We start from the raw sequence: 14,940 nt of genomic DNA, 5'->3' as shown, positions 1-14,940 counted from the left end.
ACTTGTGTGTACACCGTAGCCTAAAAGGAGAAGGTTTTACAGATACCTTGAAAAGTCAGATACAAATCCTGCCCTGTAATTTAGACCTTTAGACATCACTTATTTAGTCATGTCTTTTTTGTTGGTAGTCTCAAAACGTTGAATTTCAATTAAATAACCACTGGGATCGCGTAAAAAACAGTGGTAAATGTTGTACTTTTCGTTTAGTGTAGGTGGTTTTTCAAATTCAACCCCACGTTCTTTAAGATATTCAAACCATTCATCTACCTGCTGTGTTACCAAGGTAAAAATGACACTTGATTGCTTGTCGGCTGGAGGAGTTGATATTTCGCTTGTTTGACACAAACCTAAGTATCCAGAACCACTGACAGTATAAATTCGACAGGTTCTTTGATCGAGCCATAACTCCAAACCGAGTTTTTGTTCGTAGAATTCCCTAGATGCATTGAGATTATGGGTATAAAAGAAGGTAATTTGCTTGTCGATTTGCGGATGAACAGACATAAATAGATTTGAGTATATACCCTAACGACATCGGGCGATCGCATCGGTCAAAATTGATTGATGTTAGAAACCTGTTACTACTCCAGATGCGTTTAAGGCATCTGGAGTTTCTTTTTAGAAATAAGCGATGTCTACGACGGGTTGCGCCTACACAATTTTCCAAATCATCCGGATATGCCAAAATACGGCTGAATAGGAATGTATACTGAACTATCTATATCTAAATATGGGGCATTAGTTATTGATGTACCCCTCCTGCCAAACAACTCTCGCAAAACAGCCTCAGATTAACTGGGGCTGTTTTGCGTTACTTCCGATAGAGAAGTTGGTAAACGAGAAGCACATTGGTTTGTCCTCATAGATTTTTATCTACATTTGAGTGTATACCCTGATGACGTAGGATTCTCTTACGGTGAAAATTTGGTATAGGTAAATGCGTATCTTTCCTGGCTCCAGATTTGCCACAAATATTTCTGGAGTTTTTTCATTATTTGAGTTTCAAATTACCTATCTAATCTAAACTCAAGTGGATTTTTAATTTTATTATGAACACGCATACTATATAGCAATCCTATCTGATTTGTGAAAATTCGCAGTGTCCAGATCACCGACTTCTTAAAGAAGTCGGTGATCTAACTTTTCATGAATGATTTAGGATTACTATTGCATCGTAACTTTTTTATATTTAACTATAACTTATTGATATTCTATAGGATTACTATTTGATTTTTGAACGAAATTAAGTATTGTAGAGTGTGTTAGAACGGAGTTCGTAACGCACTATGAACACGAGTTTGATGCCGTACTCTCCGTGCTAACACATCCTACGTATATTTTCTCCAAATCAAACCGGATTCCTATATCAACTTACTTTAGGACTTACGCACACTCTACGAATTCTCGGCGCTCTTGGCGTCTTGGCGGTTCGAGAAATTAAGCTTTTTAGCAATTTTTGCGTAAGTCCTAACTTATAACAGTGAGTGTTTATGGTCAAGCAAAATACTTAAGCGATCGCACTCTTAAATCTTGACTCAATTAAAGTGCGATCGCATCTAATATAAATACTTATTTAGTTGTATATGTCACAAAAATATCCTTTTTCATCTCTACTTCTGCTGGAGCATCTGGATTATAAGCCGGTGATAATAAAAAACTAGCAAATGACGGTAAAGGAACTCCAGTTTTGGAACTACATGAGGGATACAACAATGTGTAAAACGGCTCGGCTACAGAAGGAGTACCAAGTTTAGCACCCATAGCAGTTGCTAAAGCTTGAGCGCGGCTTTGAGCGTCTTTCATTGCAGATTGGTAAACTGAACTCTGCAAAGCCTGACAGTCATTGACTGCGTACTCAACGCCCACACTCTTGACGGAAAGGTTTTCAATTTCGCTTGTTGCTTTATTCGCTGTACCTACAATTTCCTCGACGCGATCGCGTGTTGGCTTTTCTAGTCTCACCAATATCTTGGCGTTATTTTCACTGGAATTAGCGTTAATTTGCACTTGAATTTTATCAGCACTAATTCCTTTGGCAACTAGGCTATTAACTACAGGCTGGAGAGTTGCTTTAGTTAGTGATTTTTTGTTTGGTAAAGATTCTGCTGCTGTTTTGTAATTAAAAAGTAGAGTTGGTGAGGATATGCGGCGGGTTTGGGGTAGAGATGATGGTTGTGTTTGTAACTCATCATTGCTACCTCCGCTACTGAATACCAATTCAATATCGGCTGTATCTGCTGGCACTCTCACCACCCCTTGACCGATTACCATTAATGAATGGCGATCGCTTGCTGGTGGGTAAAATAATTGGGCATTAGTGACTTTGGGCGTTAATGCTCCCACCCCGACAGCCACGGTAATACTTACCACCATTAAAGCAGTTATTTTTCTCATATCCTGGGAATATCCTTTGAACCTAGTAATTGTCAAAGTTTACACCTCAAGAGGAATATACGTAAAAAAATATTAACTAATCCCACGCCTACGAAAACATCGCAAGTCTTTCTAACACGCTCCCGCGATCGCTGGTTTTCATAACCGTGGGGAAATCGAAGTCATTAGTCATTCATACCAATGACTAAGGACAAATGACTAATGACTAAAGATTTTCGTTAACCAAACCAGTGAGAGGGTTCACCAGCTAATTGAACTGTTTCACAAACACGATGGCTAATCCAATCTGACTTTTCTTGAACGATTAAACAAATGCCTTGGTGAATCAAATTCTGTAAATGTAGTTGCTGCTCTAAAGGTTTACGAGGCAATTTGTAATAAGCCAAGCTTCCTTCTTCAGCCTCCGCTAGCGAAATATGTCCGTCAGACATCGCGCTATAAAAAGAGGGAATGCGGTTGAGGACAAAAGTAATTAACTCTTGGCGTAAGTCAGGAATCGCAAAGGCTTCTTGATATGGATGGTATGGATATGTATCCAAAACACTTTCAATCTCTCTTACTATCGATTGCTGTGTTAAATTGACGACCGTTTTCATTATTTTTAAACTCCTTTTTTAATCCCAATAGGCTTGGTGTTCATGATATTTTGCCCTGGAAGATCCCCCCAACTTCCCGATAATTAAATGGCTAAATTACCACCTTTTTAAGGAGGGATAGGGAGGATCAAGTCTTAACTGAATCGTATTGTTTTTAATCCGGTCAATGATTTGTGGAAAAAACAAATTTTTTAGATGGTAACGTCATCATCACAATCAGTTAGAAGTGATTCTACTGACAGAAGCAATAGACACTGAAACTAGCCTTTTATCTTGGTATAATATCAGACATTTGGCTTCGCTTATATTAGTTAAAACTATACTGTTTGACAGCAGAACTTTCTAAAGCAGCGTCCAATATGCTGGTAAGCTGGCGATATTTTATATTTATAATCCTAATTATTTCAAACTTCTGCCTTTTTGGCAGAAATCTACATAAAACGCAGCATAAAGGCTAGGGGATCAAGATTAACGGCAATAAAACAACTTGAATTAGGAACAAGGTTTTAATGAAGTTAAGCTCTGTTGTTAATTTACATCACTTTTTAGAGTTGCGGCAAGTTTTGCTATTTCATCTAAAAAACTTATTTATTGTATGTTGATTTAGGAACTCAGAAAATAGCGACTCGCTAGACGGCAAAATCAGTCTAGCGACAGATGAAGGGATCAGACAAAAACGTTTAGAAAGTTCACATTATCTAAAGGTGAATGACCCAACTGATTATTAATTTCATCAGCAGCAGCTAATCCAGAAAGCATCGCACCTTCGGCAAGATTGCCGCCACACCAATCACCACAGCAAATTAAAGGTAAGGGAGTTCCGGCAGACAAAAAAGCTTCATGCCAAGGACGGCTAGGAAAGGCATAACGCCAACGATGTACTTGCATCCATTCGGGAGTATTGAGCCAAGGAAGGGACAGAGATTTAGCTGCTCGTTGCAACATAAGCTGTCCGACAGGTTGTAAATCCTGGGATTCTAGATGGCGTTGAGCGAAATCAGCGCTACTTTGCACCACAAAATGTGGTTGCTGAGAGTTAGGACGCTTGCTACTGTCCAAACCAATCCATGCTAAATCAGGATCATCCACAAAAGTTAGAGCTTTCCACTGAGGGAGTGGTTGGGATGTGGAAGAATATCCAGCGATCGCACTAATCGAGGGATAAAATTCTACAGAACGCAGATTATCAAGAAAGACAGCATCTAACACACTTTCGCCTAAAGGTTCCAACAGCATCACAGCTTGGGGTGCAGGAATGGCGACAACTAAAGCTTTTGCAGCTAATTCTTCATTGCTAGATTCAAGAGTCAAGCGCCAACTATTTTCTACAGTTGGGGTAATAGCAATGACACGCTGATTCAGTAATATTTCTAGACCTGGGGCGAGGGATTTAGCGATCGCACTCATCCCTTCAGGTGCAACATATCGCGGACTGCGGTTTTTGGGTTCAGATAAAGGAGTGCCTGCGGTGAGTTCGTAAACCTCCTCTGTCCAAACCTCCAGGATATGGCGCGATCGCAATATCTCCACAAAACGTTTAAATAATTCACCCTTTGGCTTCAGGTAACAAGCCCCATGATCCGCGCAAGTTCCATGCAAGCGGCGTGTAGCCAGCCTTCCTCCCAAACCACGGGACTTTTCCACCACTAGCACCGAATATCCGGCTTGACTTAACTGCTGGGCGCAGACTAAACCAGCTATTCCGGCACCAATCACTGCAATATCAGTCATGAGTCAATAGTCCCTAGTCATTAGTTTTAGTTATTGGTCATTAGTTATTCGTTATTATCAAAGGACAAAATTACTACTAATGACTGCTGAAAGCTAATAGTAGAATAAGGTACACAAAGCTGCATAGAAGGGAGAAAGAGAAATTGGATGAAATGAGGGCGGCGCTAGAGTTAGCAACCGAAGAAGAATTGCAAGATTTAACGGCAATTCTATTTAGTCGTAAGTTCAATCCTCTAGACTATGTACACACACCCGAACCCATCGAAGTGCAAAGCCAAGACCGCAAAGCTTGGTTAGATGCATTAGAGGGTCGCTTTCGCTTTTTAGCGGCAGACGGAATGACAGTATTGCGGGGACGCACAGGCCAGGTAACTTACCGAGAAGCATTAATTCACGTATGTAAGTATCTAAAAATTCCCTATTCTAATCAGCTGGCAACCATTGATTTAGAAGCAGAAGTATTTTTGCATCTGCTAGGACAGGTGTGGAAAAAATTGCCTGAACAGGAAAAGCAAAAATTGACTGTACAGGTGCAGCGTCAGCTTGTCAAATCAGAACTAAAAGAACCGCTACCACTTTTATTGCAACGTGACCCCTTGGGGTTACTTTTCAAAGGCGGTAGTGCGATCGCTGTTACTTCCATGCTCCAGCCATTTGTACTTAAGCAAATTGCCCGTCAATTTGCCATCCACTTTGCTACTTATGAAGTAGCAAAACAAGCGGCAATTACAGGCTCAGAAGCAGCTGCAACGCAATTTCAAAGCTATGTAAGTATGCAAATGGCTCGACGGGGTATGACTATGAGCGCAGCTCGTTATGGGGCAGCTCGCACTATGTTTGCTGTGATTGGGCCGATAATGTGGACTTGGTTTTTTGCAGATTTAGGGTGGAGAGCGATCGCCACTAACTACGGTAGGATCATCCCGACTATTTTCACCTTAGCTCAAATTCGCCTCACTCGTCAGGAATGTTGGGAGCCAGCTTGAACAAGGTTTTTGACTATTTTAAGTCTCGTTGGCAATCTGCTTGGAACTACTCTCTGTGGGCACTGTTAATCTTCCCATTGAGTCCTTTAGTGGGGGCTGTGACTATCGGTTTTGTATCATTAATAACTTGGTTGAAACAATCCCATAAAATTAGTCGCCGCCCCCTCAACTGGGGGTTTGCCCTTTTGAGTGTTTTGCTACTCATAAGTGCTGGGTTTGCCGATGGTAAGACATTAGCTTTCCTCGGCTTATTTAATTTATTACCCTTCTTTTTACTTTTCGTTGCCCATAGCGCCCTGATTCAAACATTTACCCAATTGCGGCAAATGGCTTGGGTTTTGGTGATCGGTTCTATTCCCTTGGTAATTATCGGCTTGGGGCAGTTATTTTTGGGCTGGAGTTTGAATTTAGAGATTTTATGGGTTGTATTGAATTGGATAATTGTACCAGGAGGAAATCCGCCAGGTCGCATCGCTTCCCTCCTCTTGCACGCTAACACCTTCGGAGCTTATCTAGCGATAATTTTCATTCTTAATTTAGGGTTGTGGGTAGAAAACTATCAGCAACTAAGAATCAAAAATAAACAGTCATTTCCCCCCCATCTCCCTCATCCCCCCCATCTCCCCACTCCCGACTCCCCACTCCCCTTTCTCTTCCTAACCGTGGCGATGATTACAAATTTCATCACCTTAATTTTTACTAACTCGCGTAATGGGTGGGCGATCGCTATTTTTGCCTGTTTAGCTTATGCACTCTACCAAGGTTGGAAAATTCTTGTGGGTGGCGTCGCTGCGATCATCTCTAGTGTACTTTTGGCAGCTTTTGCTCCCTTGCCAGTCGCTCAATTTTTTCGTCAATACGTTCCTGCCTTCTTTTGGGCAAGATTAAATGATGACATGTATCCAGGTAGACCAGTCGCTTTAATGCGAAAAACTCAGTGGCAGTTTGCCTGGTCTTTAGCTCAGGAACATCCTTGGACTGGGTGGGGATTACATAGTTTTAGTACATTCTACAAAGCGCAGATGCATACTAGCTTAGGTCATCCCCATAACTTGTTTTTGATGTTATCTGCTGAAACTGGTTTTCCCAGCGCTCTGTTATTTTTTAGCTTACTCGCTTGGATTTTGATTAGAGGTATTCAATTATTCCGAAAGTCAAAATATATAAATAAAGAAGACAGATTGATATTTTTCAGCTATCTTCTGGCTTTTGTTGGGTGGGTTCTATTGAATACAGTGGATGTAATCATATTCGATTTTCGTTTGAATGCATTTTCATGGTTAATTTTGGCTGCTGTTTGTGGAGTCGTATATCGCTATAACCTACATGATAGGCTTGCATCTCATCCAAATGAGTCAGGAAATGACAAACAGCAACTTTAAATATCCATCATTTTATTTTCAGTGTATGCACTGGGGACATTTAGAGTTTCAAGTTAATAAGATTACTATATTCACGTCTGTGAGTGTAACTAATACCTAATTAGTTACTGTTGCTGATTGTTGGGAAGGTGTAGGGACAACCCTTTGGGGTTTTCCTGCATGACGGGCATCTCTTGTAGATGCCCTTTTGTATATTTATTATTTCTCTTCAGTTAAAGCACAATTTTAAAACCTATTGATTTGACGGAATATCTGAAAAATTTTATCTTTATTAAAGGAATGTAAAACATGGTTGCTGAAATGAAATTAGGTCTTTGTAACCCGCCAGAACCTATCTATTTGCATGTGAAAAGCGGAGAATTAAACGGAGAATCCTACCTCTGGTATAACTACGATATCAATAATGATCAAACTATTCCTGTCCACCAAACAGGGCTAACTGGGTATATATCTGAACTGAAATTAAAAACGACAGAATTTAAGGGAAAGGACAACGTTAAGTTACACATCGTTGTTAGGGCGGATGAAGTTTATGTTGTTAGGACTGGTATAGAAACAAACTTTGCTAAAACTTTCCTTTTAGCTGCATCATGTGTCCAAGACTTTTCCAAGCCCCTGATTATCGCTGCAATTGCTGGAAAAGAGAATGTGGTTTTTTGTAACCTCTACGACGCGGCGACTAAAACCAGAATTCGCTCTGAATGGAACAAAGATGCCGATTGGACGGCTATCATTGATAGTGTTCAAACTAGATTGCAGACATCTCAAAATTCTCATATCGTCTCTGGTGAGCCAATACTATTCTAGAAAAATTGTAGAGGTCGAGGAAGTTGGTTAAGCAATTTATTTCCCAGCTTTATTCGCTACAACCTAACAAAATCGCATTGCTCTCTAACAGAGTGATGATTTGTTTTTTAACTATGGCTCTAAGCCTTGGTTACGTTTTTCTTGGATAACTTGTTGTAGTTCATCTACTGAATTGAGACGTTTGCCATTAGACTGAACGTGTAATGCTAGGGCGTGAATTGCTTCGCTATCGCCACGATTTTGTAAAATATAATCTCGCAATTGCTTGCGTGTCATTTCTCTAAAGTTAGGCTTATTCATAATCAACCTCTGCTTCTGCATTAATTACTACAACTGTCTCTTCACCTGCTATTACTACGATGTTATTTGTTCGCTCATCTAAGGTAACTAGGTAAACCGGAAGATACATTCACTCTAGTGATTTAGCGGTGTGGGGAATTATGAAAAATCGCTTCTGCTTGATGAAATCTTGCAGGGTGTAGCACCAAAGGCAGTGTACAGACTCAGGAAAGTACTGCTCATCCTCTTTGCAATACCTTCCACAAATGCAGCAGAATCGGTGTTTTGCTGCGTTGCTAGTACTTTGATCCATTAGTCAAAATCTCCATTTCGTCTCATTTAACCCCAATCGGGGTATTCTCGCGGGTCTTGATAATCAAGGTCGTACTCTGGCAACGGTTCTTTATCAATCCAAAACAACAAAGGATTTGAGAAGATATGCCCACATACACAGTAGAACAATATTCTTACTGCGTCGATTTCATCAAAGTCACGCCTTTTATATTGAGAAGATGAACACTTGGGGCAACCATACCATTGCTGCGGCATTGCAAAATTCCTTTTTTGTCACTTCAAGCCTTTAACCAATTCACGAAACAGTAACCTTGCTCCTTTGGCGGCAATGCGATTTCTAACCAGCTTCACCGGACGACCCGCCGCTTTTTCAGTATCTAACTGTTCACCCAATGTTTTGCCAATATTATTTTTGAGGCGCGAACGATGAGGCTCGATCCGAGTAAAAACCCACTGCCAAAGAGACTTACGACACAAATCTGATCCGCCTACTACTTTAGCTTTGCGGCTATCGCCGGATGCTTCCATTGAGGGGGCAGCGCCGAGGGCTTTCTGAAATCTTCTCAGTGAAAGGTGGCGTTTGGTAGGCTTTTTAGAATTTCGCCCCTGGCGTATCCTCACCTCTGGCTTGCCATCTAGCAAGAATCCCTCAATGGGGTAAATCTGGGAGAGAACGATCGCAGTTAAGCGATCGCCAAATCCAAACCGTTTAAAAACTGTGCGGTAATGGTCAAACCGAGCATCAGCAAGCAATTCTCTTAACTCTCCCTCGATGACGTGTTCCTCACGCTGGAGGTCACAGATGCGTTTTGCGTGTTCTCGAACAGTGTCGGTAATGCCCAGTCCCACGCTTTGGGAATAGAGACGGTCATAGCGCGTACTTTTGCGTTCACCAGCAAGCCAGCCCCACAGTAAAGGCGCAAGACCTGATTCACCCCGCCGGGACTTCGTATGTGCAACTTCTGGAAATTGCCAGGCCAAATCCTGACGAATACGATTCATGATCGGAGATTGCACACGGTTAAGGTGAGCCAGTCTCAGTACCAATTCGCGGATTTTGACAATGACATGATCACGAATTTGAATAAATCGGCGTGGATCTGGGTGGTAATCGAAGTAGTAACAGGCGAGTGCCAGAGCATCGGCATCATCATCTTTATCTGGTAGTACTAGGTGATTGGCTCGATAATTTCTCAGTTCTTTATGACCAACCAACCGAACTTCTACCCCGCTTCGTGCCAAGTGAGTACCCCAAAGTTTGCTGTAATTATTGCCAGTTGGTTCGAGCAAGGCAATGTCCGCATTGAGCGCGAGTAAATCTTGAATACCTTTTGCATCAGCGCTCAACTTCAAAAATGGACATTCATAATAAAATTGACGTGGGTCTTCGGGCTTCTCCAAAAGCAGACAAGCTGAAACTGAGGACTTGCTAACATCAAGTCCCAAAATTCTAATCATTCAGTTCTCCATAGGTGGTTCTGTCTTATGTCCCTGATGCCATGCCTGCGAATCACCCGAAGGCCAGTAGCCTAGTTCACTCTCAAGGCAAAACCAGAAGCGGTAACTTCTGGTGACACAGGGAAGGAAACAGCACAATCACAGCAGCCGAGCTTATGAATGTATGAAAGCCAAATACAGCTTGATTCGCGTTAAAAGCCCTAAGCTGCTGTGATAACAGTGCTGTACGTCTGGGTTGGACTCCAGTCCGCGACGGTGGATAATACCACCGTTTCGGCTACTGTGTCAGGTAGCCCACGCCGTAGCGCGATCGCAATTGCTTGTGATTCATCAGGCGGATTTAATCTGTAAATTCTAGAAGGACTGTTTGACCATCAAACTGAATAATAGTTCTATGAATCTGAAGGTTTTCAACAGGAATTGATGGACAAAAACCAGCATCTTGGATATTTTTTAATGTAGTTCTGTGTTCCCAAAAGCAGTCTTGACACTGCAATAAAACTTGCTGTGATTCATCTTGCCCAATATCTACACCAACAACAACATCAGAACCACTGCACTCTGGACAACATTGATTTGATGCAAGATTATTCAGAATTTCATCACTCATAAATTTCATCCTCATCAAATTCGTCATCATATCCAACTAATGAATATGTGTTTTCTGGGTCAGTTTGGTTAAGAACATCAACCATTGCTCGACCAGTTAAAACGTCCATTACTGAGTAGTTACCAGTAGCGATCACACGCTCAATTTTCACCATCTTGAAAGCTTGCTCTAGTTCCGGTGTCCTAAGTCTGGGGTCGATATCCTCAATTGAGTTGATCGGTGGTGGCACTTCATCCCCTTCAATCCAGCGCTCATGCTGACTGTTGCAAAATTCAGTAAAAGCTTGAGCGCCTGCCGGCGTTTCTGGATCTGGCACAGTTTCTAGAAAATCGTTTAGTTCCTTTGTGCGGGCGAACCCTTCCGCCCAACACTTCATAGATTCAACCCATTTGGCATTCATAGCAAAGCCACCTTTTGCAGTTGCCTCTTGCGCTACTTCAAGCGGATCGGTGTTGTGGTGGATGGCAATAATTTGGGCTAAGGCTTGGGCTTGGAAACTGCTCAAGCGCTCCATGTCGATAATCCACAGAGCAATAAATCCCTCCGACGTGTTCACCCGTTCCAGCGCAAATGGATCGCGCATGGGTATCATGCCATCTGGGAACAAGTCTAAAATTGGCTCGTAAGGATTGCCGGGTTTGAGTTTTACCCAAGTGTCATGTTTGGTCATACTTCTTAAAAATCCTCGGTTACATTCTCCGGTTGATTGTTAAAAGGGATATCATCCGGGTTAGGCTCCTCCGTAGTTGTCAGAGTTTCTAATGATGACTTAACAGTTTCATATTCCTTTTTGAGTTCACGCAATTCAACTCTTAGTTGTCTGATTCCATCCTCAATTTTGGTGGAAGTATCTTCTCTAATTTTTCGCTCTACCATCTCCATAACGCGAGAGATTGACTCTTCCGCGTCATCCCCCTCGAAAACTTCCTCAGACAGTTCTAGGCGCTTGGATTCGTAATTTCCCAGGTTTAGTACCCGTTGATAAGTAATGTTTTTGATTGCCATAATTGTGTGTTATTTTTTACTTGTTGGAATCGATTTTTCATCTGCGATCGCGCTTCATTTGCTAGCACGATCGCAATTAAATTTCAGTCCCACTCTTCCTGCCTGCCTTGCTGCAATATCTGCTGCAATCGCCGCTTACCCTCTTCCCAGCGACGGCCACCCATTTTTAAAACTTGCTCAATCATATAAGTCTCTCCTTTAACTTCCAACAGACCTTTAATCGCTAAATAAAAGGCTTTATCTACGGAAGTGGAAGTGGAAGTTTCACCTGTCTGCTCTGCGCTTGGCTCCTTATATAAGTGCCTCTCTAACTTCCTTAGGGTAAGTCGGTGCAGCGCCGTAAATTTCATAAAGCGCTTGCTCTTGCTGTGGAGTGCGATTTCTGTTTGTTCTAGCTCTTGGTTCATAGCTGCAAGTGCTGCGCGTCGGGCATCTTGCACAATCAGGCGGCGCGATTCACCAACTAGTTGCACCGATGCCACCAGCGCCAGACTGTAGCTAATTCCCTTTGCGATCGCGGGAACTGGAGAAAGTGCAGTCAGCCAAAAAGCTGTTGCACTAGCTAACAAACAGTTGGTTTTCAGCCACCGAGAAGCCATGACAGCATCCCCCCCAGAACAATCGAAACGGAGATCGCAATTAACAAGGCGTAATAATCTGGTTCAGACAATTTAAGAAACTGTCTTACCGCGTCATCGGTAAGCAGGGCAAGGGCAAGGGCAACACCAGACATAATGTAGATAACCCACATCACCCGAAATAAAGCTGGATGCAGCGCCCCTAGCCAAGCCACAGAGCTAGAGGCGATACACCCCAAGAGAAACCAAGCCCCCAAGTGTACCGCCTTTGCCATTAGTGTGTTGGGGCGCAAATTTCAGAGTCAGACTTTCAGTACAAAAGTGTTGGGGCGCAAGTTTTAACTGATACTAAAAAAGTTGCGCCCCAACACGATACCCACTGGATAGAGAAATACTGGGTCGAGCGCTCTGGTAATAAATATTGGTATTACCGCTATTGCTGGATGGTAGGCAGGAAGAAAAACCGCCTTTACCTGGGTAGCGTGGACAGTATCATCGCCAAGCGCAAAAAGGCAGATGTGGAAGTTTGGATCTGGGATGGTAAATTACCATGTGAAATTGAGAACCTAATCCGAGGCTGGAAACATGAGCCGTCCACCATGCCCAAGATGTGACCAAACGACACTAATTTTTAAAAACGGTAGTTATAAATTGTCTGACAAGAGACTAGTGCAAAGGTGGTTTTGTCAGAAATGCCGCAAGGGCTTCAGTCCTGCAACATGCCCAATTCCCAATGACCAATGACCAATGAAAAATGCGTAGGCGCAGCCCGCCGCAGGCATCGCACTTTCTAGGGAGAAGTGCGATCGCAGTTTCGCACCTGTTAGTAAGATGTATCGCTTCGAGTTTATCCGCCGCGACTGCGGTTTGTCACAATTCTGGGTAAACCCGGTCTACCTCATCCCATGCCTGAGAAGCTAAATTCTCCAGTGCCATAGCTAAATATAAGGGATGGTCGTATTCCCCTTTCTGCAAGCGCTCGAAGAAAATTTCAATTTGCAATTGGAGGAGTTTGGCGTTCATAGAGTTGCGATCGCGCCTTCAAGCTCAGAATCATTCACATCGATGTACACAGACAGCATTTTTAAATCCGCGTAGCCCAAGAGCTTTTGGATAATCCGCAACGAGACACCGTTTCTGGCAAGATGAGTAGTAAAGCTCCGGCGGGTAGAATGCGTACTAAAACCTCGACTCTCCAGACCAGCCTTCCGCACAGCTTCACGAAACACCATATCCGCATATCTGAGTGAGATGTGTTTGACAACTTCGTTCTCGGTGTAGTCCCTTTTGGAAGGAAAAAGCCACTCTGAATCTGCTGGGTCTGGGGTATATGCTTTCAAGACTTCATGAAGAGTTGGGTGGACTGGCACTTGCCTAGTTTTTTGGGTTTTCTTTTTCCTACAGCCTTGCGAGTCCGGGCCCGAAAAGTGATTACTTTGAGTGGGTTGCCTTCAGTATCGTAAAGATCCGTAATTTTCATTTGGATCAGCGCCCCCCACCTTTCACCAGTAAACCAAGCCAGGTCTAAAAGTAATTTGTACTTTTGGCTTTGAATCTTGCTGCGGACTTTAGAATATTCAGCGAGCGTAAAAACAGATGCTTGTCCGTTGCGGTTGTTTTTCATAAAATTATTTTGATGATCCGACTTCTGGATTAACCCTTATGAGGTGTTAATCTGGAAGTTTTTATTTTTCATGTATTACCTAAAGTTGCATCAATCGTAATCACAGCAATGGTTAAACGTCGTCCGTGAAACTTCCGGTTTTACATAAAACTGGAATATTTACATAAATTTAGCTAACGCCTACAACGGATTTATTCGTTTACAAAAATAAGATTGTATGCAACCTGGAATCACCGATTTATTTGGCGCAAACTCCACCTTTTCAGGAACACCAAAAGTATTAGAAATTCCACTGAGTTCTCTACCTGCTCTAACAAGCGCTAACCCTACAGCGCTGGAATTATACGCAGCAATTATTCAAACTGCTCACACTTGGTTAAATGCAAACACTGACGCTTCCGTTTTAGCAACAAGTGATATTACAATTTCTTCTCCGGTAACTCGCAATGGTGCGCCAAAAACTCAGTTTCAATTTACAGAAAGATTTTATGGTTCTTATGCTGCACCAAGTTTTGACCCTAACGCAGTATGACTAACCCCTCTTGTCCTGGTACTTGGTTCATTACCGATATACTCATTAATCAAAACAGTCATCGGCAGGATGATTCTAATACTAATTATCCGGTTCAGGGGTACGAAAATGATGATCCAACTTATGAATTAAAAGCAAATAATAGGTGGGATTTAATCTCTACATTTGATGGAAGATCAATGTATGTAGGTTGGTGTGGTAATGCCATCCACTACCCGCAGATGGTTAACAAACGGTTTGTCAAAGACGATCCAAACTGTCAATCTGGCGGAACCCCGCAACAGCAATACGACTGTATCAACGGACAATGCATCACTAAAACTCAATACAACACACCAGGAATTTACAACTCATTAGCTGATTGCCAAGCTGTATGTTCTAATGGTGGCGCTTGCGCCAGTGGCAAGCAATGCGTAGATCCAACCACATTTTGTCCAGATGGTAAAGTTTGCATTGACCAAGGCGAATTTGCCTCAATTGAAGCGCTCATTTCCAAAATTGGTAGTGAGGTTTGCTAAATGTCCAGTGCCTGGCAATCCCTAATTTCTTCTCTATCAAATATTAGTAATTGCGCCGGACATCAATGTGATTGCTGTCAGCAATTGCAAAGTCAAATTAATGCACTAATATCTCAGATTCAAGATGCACAAAGAACAGCATCACA

At 42.4% G+C, this 14,940-nt stretch carries 22 protein-coding genes; 6 read left to right on the top strand and 16 right to left on the bottom strand.

The annotated features are described in order from the left end of the window. Positions 1 to 99: 99 nt before the first annotated feature. The 4 genes from CDC33_RS15125 to CDC33_RS15110 all read right to left on the bottom strand — a co-directional run bounded on the left by CDC33_RS15125 (position 100) and on the right by CDC33_RS15110 (position 4,721). A complete protein-coding gene (locus tag CDC33_RS15125; protein ID WP_109009145.1) occupies positions 100 to 504 on the bottom strand; it encodes a VOC family protein in 405 nt (134 codons plus the stop codon). Between the two features lie 1,065 nt (positions 505 to 1,569). Next, positions 1,570 to 2,394 (bottom strand): SIMPL domain-containing protein, encoded by an 825-nt coding sequence (locus tag CDC33_RS15120; protein ID WP_109009144.1) that lies wholly within the window; start codon positions 2,392 to 2,394, stop codon positions 1,570 to 1,572. 218 nt (positions 2,395 to 2,612) lie between these two features. Continuing rightward, positions 2,613 to 2,990 carry a hypothetical protein gene (locus CDC33_RS15115; protein WP_109009143.1) on the bottom strand — a complete coding sequence of 126 codons (378 nt, stop codon included), beginning with the start codon at positions 2,988 to 2,990 and terminating at the stop codon, positions 2,613 to 2,615. A 666-nt stretch (positions 2,991 to 3,656) separates the two neighbouring features. Continuing rightward, positions 3,657 to 4,721, bottom strand: coding sequence for an NAD(P)/FAD-dependent oxidoreductase (locus CDC33_RS15110; protein WP_109009142.1), 1,065 nt, complete (start codon positions 4,719 to 4,721; stop codon positions 3,657 to 3,659). 143 nt (positions 4,722 to 4,864) lie between these two features. Between CDC33_RS15110 and CDC33_RS15105 the strand changes: the two genes are divergently transcribed. The 3 genes from CDC33_RS15105 to CDC33_RS15095 all read left to right on the top strand — a co-directional run bounded on the left by CDC33_RS15105 (position 4,865) and on the right by CDC33_RS15095 (position 7,896). Beyond that, the gene (locus CDC33_RS15105; protein WP_109009141.1) at positions 4,865 to 5,707 is read left to right on the top strand and encodes a YaaW family protein; all 843 of its coding nucleotides are present in this window, start codon (positions 4,865 to 4,867) and stop codon (positions 5,705 to 5,707) included. After that, positions 5,689 to 7,089: an O-antigen ligase family protein gene (locus tag CDC33_RS15100; protein ID WP_109009140.1), complete on the top strand. Its 1,401-nt coding sequence runs from the start codon at positions 5,689 to 5,691 to the stop codon at positions 7,087 to 7,089. Before CDC33_RS15105 ends, CDC33_RS15100 begins: the two co-directional genes overlap by 19 nt. A gap of 288 nt (positions 7,090 to 7,377) precedes the next feature. Then, positions 7,378 to 7,896 (top strand): hypothetical protein, encoded by a 519-nt coding sequence (locus CDC33_RS15095; protein ID WP_369694302.1) that lies wholly within the window; start codon positions 7,378 to 7,380, stop codon positions 7,894 to 7,896. Positions 7,897 to 8,007: 111 nt separating this feature from the next. Here the strand turns inward: CDC33_RS15095 and CDC33_RS15090 are convergent, their stop codons facing one another. From CDC33_RS15090 to CDC33_RS15085, 4 genes are all read right to left on the bottom strand, one after another. Further along, positions 8,008 to 8,196: a DUF6887 family protein gene (locus tag CDC33_RS15090; protein WP_100897830.1), complete on the bottom strand. Its 189-nt coding sequence runs from the start codon at positions 8,194 to 8,196 to the stop codon at positions 8,008 to 8,010. Beyond that, complete coding sequence (locus CDC33_RS41955; RefSeq protein ID WP_439956606.1) at positions 8,189 to 8,305, bottom strand: DUF6888 family protein; 117 nt, start codon at positions 8,303 to 8,305, stop codon at positions 8,189 to 8,191. Before CDC33_RS41955 ends, CDC33_RS15090 begins: the two co-directional genes overlap by 8 nt. A gap of 209 nt (positions 8,306 to 8,514) precedes the next feature. Beyond that, positions 8,515 to 8,724 (bottom strand): hypothetical protein, encoded by a 210-nt coding sequence (locus CDC33_RS37820; RefSeq protein ID WP_146195817.1) that lies wholly within the window; start codon positions 8,722 to 8,724, stop codon positions 8,515 to 8,517. An 18-nt stretch (positions 8,725 to 8,742) separates the two neighbouring features. Further along, the gene (locus CDC33_RS15085; protein ID WP_109009139.1) at positions 8,743 to 9,927 is read right to left on the bottom strand and encodes an IS110 family transposase; all 1,185 of its coding nucleotides are present in this window, start codon (positions 9,925 to 9,927) and stop codon (positions 8,743 to 8,745) included. 219 nt (positions 9,928 to 10,146) lie between these two features. Here CDC33_RS15085 and CDC33_RS41255 point away from each other — a divergent pair, with 219 nt between their 5' ends. Then, entirely contained in the window at positions 10,147 to 10,278 is a 132-nt protein-coding gene (locus CDC33_RS41255) for a hypothetical protein (protein ID WP_280524413.1), read from the top strand. Here the strand turns inward: CDC33_RS41255 and CDC33_RS15080 are convergent. The 8 genes from CDC33_RS15080 to CDC33_RS40470 form a co-directional block, all read right to left on the bottom strand. Continuing rightward, entirely contained in the window at positions 10,268 to 10,537 is a 270-nt protein-coding gene (locus CDC33_RS15080; RefSeq protein WP_109009138.1) for a hypothetical protein, read from the bottom strand. The genes CDC33_RS41255 and CDC33_RS15080 overlap by 11 nt on opposite strands. Beyond that, positions 10,530 to 11,207, bottom strand: a complete 678-nt coding sequence (locus tag CDC33_RS15075) for a hypothetical protein (protein ID WP_109009137.1) — start codon at positions 11,205 to 11,207, stop codon at positions 10,530 to 10,532. The genes CDC33_RS15080 and CDC33_RS15075 overlap by 8 nt, the downstream gene beginning before the upstream one ends. 5 nt (positions 11,208 to 11,212) lie before the next feature. Beyond that, entirely contained in the window at positions 11,213 to 11,542 is a 330-nt protein-coding gene (locus CDC33_RS15070; RefSeq protein WP_109009136.1) for a hypothetical protein, read from the bottom strand. Positions 11,543 to 11,625: 83 nt separating this feature from the next. Further along, positions 11,626 to 12,141 carry a hypothetical protein gene (locus tag CDC33_RS15065; protein ID WP_244919241.1) on the bottom strand — a complete coding sequence of 172 codons (516 nt, stop codon included), beginning with the start codon at positions 12,139 to 12,141 and terminating at the stop codon, positions 11,626 to 11,628. Further along, complete coding sequence (locus tag CDC33_RS15060; protein WP_109009135.1) at positions 12,123 to 12,395, bottom strand: hypothetical protein; 273 nt, start codon at positions 12,393 to 12,395, stop codon at positions 12,123 to 12,125. The genes CDC33_RS15065 and CDC33_RS15060 overlap by 19 nt, the downstream gene beginning before the upstream one ends. Before the next feature lie 595 nt (positions 12,396 to 12,990). Then, entirely contained in the window at positions 12,991 to 13,143 is a 153-nt protein-coding gene (locus CDC33_RS38760; RefSeq protein ID WP_181374021.1) for a hypothetical protein, read from the bottom strand. Further along, positions 13,140 to 13,490 carry a tyrosine-type recombinase/integrase gene (locus tag CDC33_RS40475; protein WP_244919240.1) on the bottom strand — a complete coding sequence of 117 codons (351 nt, stop codon included), beginning with the start codon at positions 13,488 to 13,490 and terminating at the stop codon, positions 13,140 to 13,142. Before CDC33_RS40475 ends, CDC33_RS38760 begins: the two co-directional genes overlap by 4 nt. After that, positions 13,457 to 13,744 carry a hypothetical protein gene (locus CDC33_RS40470; RefSeq protein ID WP_244919239.1) on the bottom strand — a complete coding sequence of 96 codons (288 nt, stop codon included), beginning with the start codon at positions 13,742 to 13,744 and terminating at the stop codon, positions 13,457 to 13,459. The genes CDC33_RS40475 and CDC33_RS40470 overlap by 34 nt, the downstream gene beginning before the upstream one ends. A gap of 217 nt (positions 13,745 to 13,961) precedes the next feature. Here CDC33_RS40470 and CDC33_RS15045 point away from each other — a divergent pair, with 217 nt between their 5' ends. Both CDC33_RS15045 and CDC33_RS15040 read left to right on the top strand, forming a co-directional pair. Further along, positions 13,962 to 14,276 (top strand): hypothetical protein, encoded by a 315-nt coding sequence (locus CDC33_RS15045; protein ID WP_109009134.1) that lies wholly within the window; start codon positions 13,962 to 13,964, stop codon positions 14,274 to 14,276. Continuing rightward, positions 14,273 to 14,794 (top strand): hypothetical protein, encoded by a 522-nt coding sequence (locus CDC33_RS15040; RefSeq protein WP_109009133.1) that lies wholly within the window; start codon positions 14,273 to 14,275, stop codon positions 14,792 to 14,794. The genes CDC33_RS15045 and CDC33_RS15040 overlap by 4 nt, the downstream gene beginning before the upstream one ends. The last annotated feature ends 146 nt before the right edge of the window (positions 14,795 to 14,940 follow it).

This window comes from Nostoc commune NIES-4072 (assembly GCF_003113895.1).
GTDB classification, from domain to species: domain Bacteria; phylum Cyanobacteriota; class Cyanobacteriia; order Cyanobacteriales; family Nostocaceae; genus Nostoc; species Nostoc commune.
Note: the sequence above shows the minus strand (reverse complement) of the source record. Positions and strands in the feature narration are given on the sequence as shown.

Bases quoted from the DNA above. Each gene is read 5' to 3' on its own strand.
- CDC33_RS15125 (WP_109009145.1), bottom strand. From the start codon at position 504: ATGTCTGTTCATCCGCAAATCGACAAGCAAATTACCTTCTTTTATACC.
- CDC33_RS15120 (WP_109009144.1), bottom strand. From the start codon at position 2,394: ATGAGAAAAATAACTGCTTTAATGGTGGTAAGTATTACCGTGGCTGTC.
- CDC33_RS15115 (WP_109009143.1), bottom strand. From the start codon at position 2,990: ATGAAAACGGTCGTCAATTTAACACAGCAATCGATAGTAAGAGAGATT.
- CDC33_RS15110 (WP_109009142.1), bottom strand. From the start codon at position 4,721: ATGACTGATATTGCAGTGATTGGTGCCGGAATAGCTGGTTTAGTCTGC.
- CDC33_RS15100 (WP_109009140.1), top strand. From the start codon at position 5,689: ATGTTGGGAGCCAGCTTGAACAAGGTTTTTGACTATTTTAAGTCTCGT.
- CDC33_RS15095 (WP_369694302.1), top strand. From the start codon at position 7,378: ATGGTTGCTGAAATGAAATTAGGTCTTTGTAACCCGCCAGAACCTATC.
- CDC33_RS15090 (WP_100897830.1), bottom strand. From the start codon at position 8,196: ATGAATAAGCCTAACTTTAGAGAAATGACACGCAAGCAATTGCGAGAT.
- CDC33_RS41955 (WP_439956606.1), bottom strand. From the start codon at position 8,305: ATGTATCTTCCGGTTTACCTAGTTACCTTAGATGAGCGAACAAATAAC.
- CDC33_RS37820 (WP_146195817.1), bottom strand. From the start codon at position 8,724: ATGCCGCAGCAATGGTATGGTTGCCCCAAGTGTTCATCTTCTCAATAT.
- CDC33_RS15085 (WP_109009139.1), bottom strand. From the start codon at position 9,927: ATGATTAGAATTTTGGGACTTGATGTTAGCAAGTCCTCAGTTTCAGCT.
- CDC33_RS15080 (WP_109009138.1), bottom strand. From the start codon at position 10,537: ATGAGTGATGAAATTCTGAATAATCTTGCATCAAATCAATGTTGTCCA.
- CDC33_RS15075 (WP_109009137.1), bottom strand. From the start codon at position 11,207: ATGACCAAACATGACACTTGGGTAAAACTCAAACCCGGCAATCCTTAC.
- CDC33_RS15070 (WP_109009136.1), bottom strand. From the start codon at position 11,542: ATGGCAATCAAAAACATTACTTATCAACGGGTACTAAACCTGGGAAAT.
- CDC33_RS15065 (WP_244919241.1), bottom strand. From the start codon at position 12,141: ATGGCTTCTCGGTGGCTGAAAACCAACTGTTTGTTAGCTAGTGCAACA.
- CDC33_RS15060 (WP_109009135.1), bottom strand. From the start codon at position 12,395: ATGGCAAAGGCGGTACACTTGGGGGCTTGGTTTCTCTTGGGGTGTATC.
- CDC33_RS38760 (WP_181374021.1), bottom strand. From the start codon at position 13,143: ATGAACGCCAAACTCCTCCAATTGCAAATTGAAATTTTCTTCGAGCGC.
- CDC33_RS40470 (WP_244919239.1), bottom strand. From the start codon at position 13,744: ATGAAAAACAACCGCAACGGACAAGCATCTGTTTTTACGCTCGCTGAA.
- CDC33_RS15045 (WP_109009134.1), top strand. From the start codon at position 13,962: ATGCAACCTGGAATCACCGATTTATTTGGCGCAAACTCCACCTTTTCA.
- CDC33_RS15040 (WP_109009133.1), top strand. From the start codon at position 14,273: ATGACTAACCCCTCTTGTCCTGGTACTTGGTTCATTACCGATATACTC.